The 1,711-nt window shown below is 47.1% G+C and carries 2 protein-coding genes; both read right to left on the bottom strand.

Annotated elements, in window-relative coordinates:
• A partial coding sequence (locus A3757_RS22460; protein ID WP_068740337.1) for a PdxA family protein occupies nucleotides 1–686 on the bottom strand: 686 nt, incomplete at its 3' end.
• Nucleotides 687–688: 2 nt separating this feature from the next.
• Nucleotides 689–1,711: peptidylprolyl isomerase (locus tag A3757_RS22455; RefSeq protein WP_068740335.1), on the bottom strand; the 1,023-nt coding region annotated here is incomplete at its 5' end.

The following is a 1,711-nucleotide window of genomic DNA, read 5'->3' as shown; positions in this document are numbered from 1 at the left end:
GCAATAATATCGATTTCTTCCCTGCCCATATGGCCGTTTTCACCTGCATGAGGGTTTAAGCCTGCCACGAGAATACGTGGTTGCTTGATACCAAACTTGCTCTTCAGGTCGTCAATGAGAATCTGAATGACCTGTTTCAGGTTGTCAGGGGTAATATTACGACTAACTTCTGCTAAAGGAAGATGAGTCGTTGCTAGTGCCACTTTCATACGAGGGCTTGCTAGCATCATCACAACTTTACTAACGCCGCATCGCATTTGCAGGTGTTCGGTGTGCCCTGTGAAAGCAGTACCCGAGTCATTGATGATGCCTTTGTGTAAGGGGGCAGTAACCAAGGCATCGGCACGACCTGATGAGCAAGCATCAATCGCCTGGTCAAGGCATTCAACGACATAGGAGGCGTTGGCCACATTGAGCTGACCGGCTTGGCAAGGGCGAGCGAGCGAGACGTGTTGAATATATAGCCCAGGTTCATTTTGCCGAGAATACTCCTGCCAATCTTTTACTGAGAAGCCAAGATTCAAGAGTGCCGCCCGTTCTTCCATCATTTGCTTATCAGCAAAAATAAGCAGTGAACAGGCTAGCTCGCTTTGCGCTAGTTGAATGACTAATTCAGGGCCAATACCGGCTGGCTCACCAGGCGTGAGTGCCAGTACAGGAGGGGCGTTAGAAATATTCTCGGCCATGCTTAGGATTCTTCTGCAAACTCTTCTTTAATTTCGATATAAGCTTCGCCCTTTATTTCGAGCAGCCAGTTGGATAGCTCCTCTTCAAATTTGCGGCGATGTAGGGTTTGCTGAGCCTGGTTATTCTGAATCAACTCTGCCATATCTTTCACGCGTCGCTCTGTTACTTGAAGGATGTGCCAGCCAAATTGAGAACGGAAAGGCTCACTTAACTCGCCTACGTTTGTCTGAGTCATTGTTTGTTCAAAAGCAGGAACCATTTGACCAGGATTAACCCAATCAAGATTACCACCATCAATAGCGGAAGCCGGGTCATCTGAATTGGACTTGGCTATGGCAGCAAAGTCGTCTCCACCCAGTAGGCGTTCGTGAAGTTTGTAGATGATTTCTTTTGCTTCTTCTTCAGTTCTAATCTCGCTTGGTGAAATCAGAATATGTCTGACTTGCGATTGCTCAATTAGCTTTTCCTGACCACCGCGTTTATCTAGCACGGTAACAATGTGGAAGCCACTTCCGGTACGAATAAGTGATGAGGGCTCCTGAATGGCCAAACTGGGTATGATGTCAGCTGCGATAGTTGGTAGCTCACTTTCTTTACGCCAGCCAATTACACCGCCTTCAAGTGCTTGGCGACCGTCAGATTGCGCAACAGCCGTTTTCTGGAAATCTTCACCTGCCTTGAGTTCTTTAAGAATGTTGTTTGCTTTATCTAGCGCTACTCTTTCTTGTTCTTTATCTGCTGATTCAGGGAGTGCGATTAAGATATGGCCAATCAAGTACTCAAGGCCAGATTGTGTTCGACCTTCTTTTGAGGCTAAGAATGCTTGAACCTCTTGCTCGGTGACTCTTACGCGTTGGTCAACCTGTCTTTTTTGAACTCTGGAGATGACCATTTCCCGGTGTATTTGTTCACGAGCACTGGCGTAGGTGTCGCCTTCTAGCTCAAGTTGCGCTTCAAACTGAGAGAGCGTCATGTTATTCGAACGAGCGATATTCTCTAGAGTGGTATTAAGCTGGGCATCACC

The sequence above is a fragment of the Oleiphilus sp. HI0117 genome (assembly GCF_001635235.1).
This window is presented reverse-complemented; position numbering and strand designations above follow the sequence as displayed.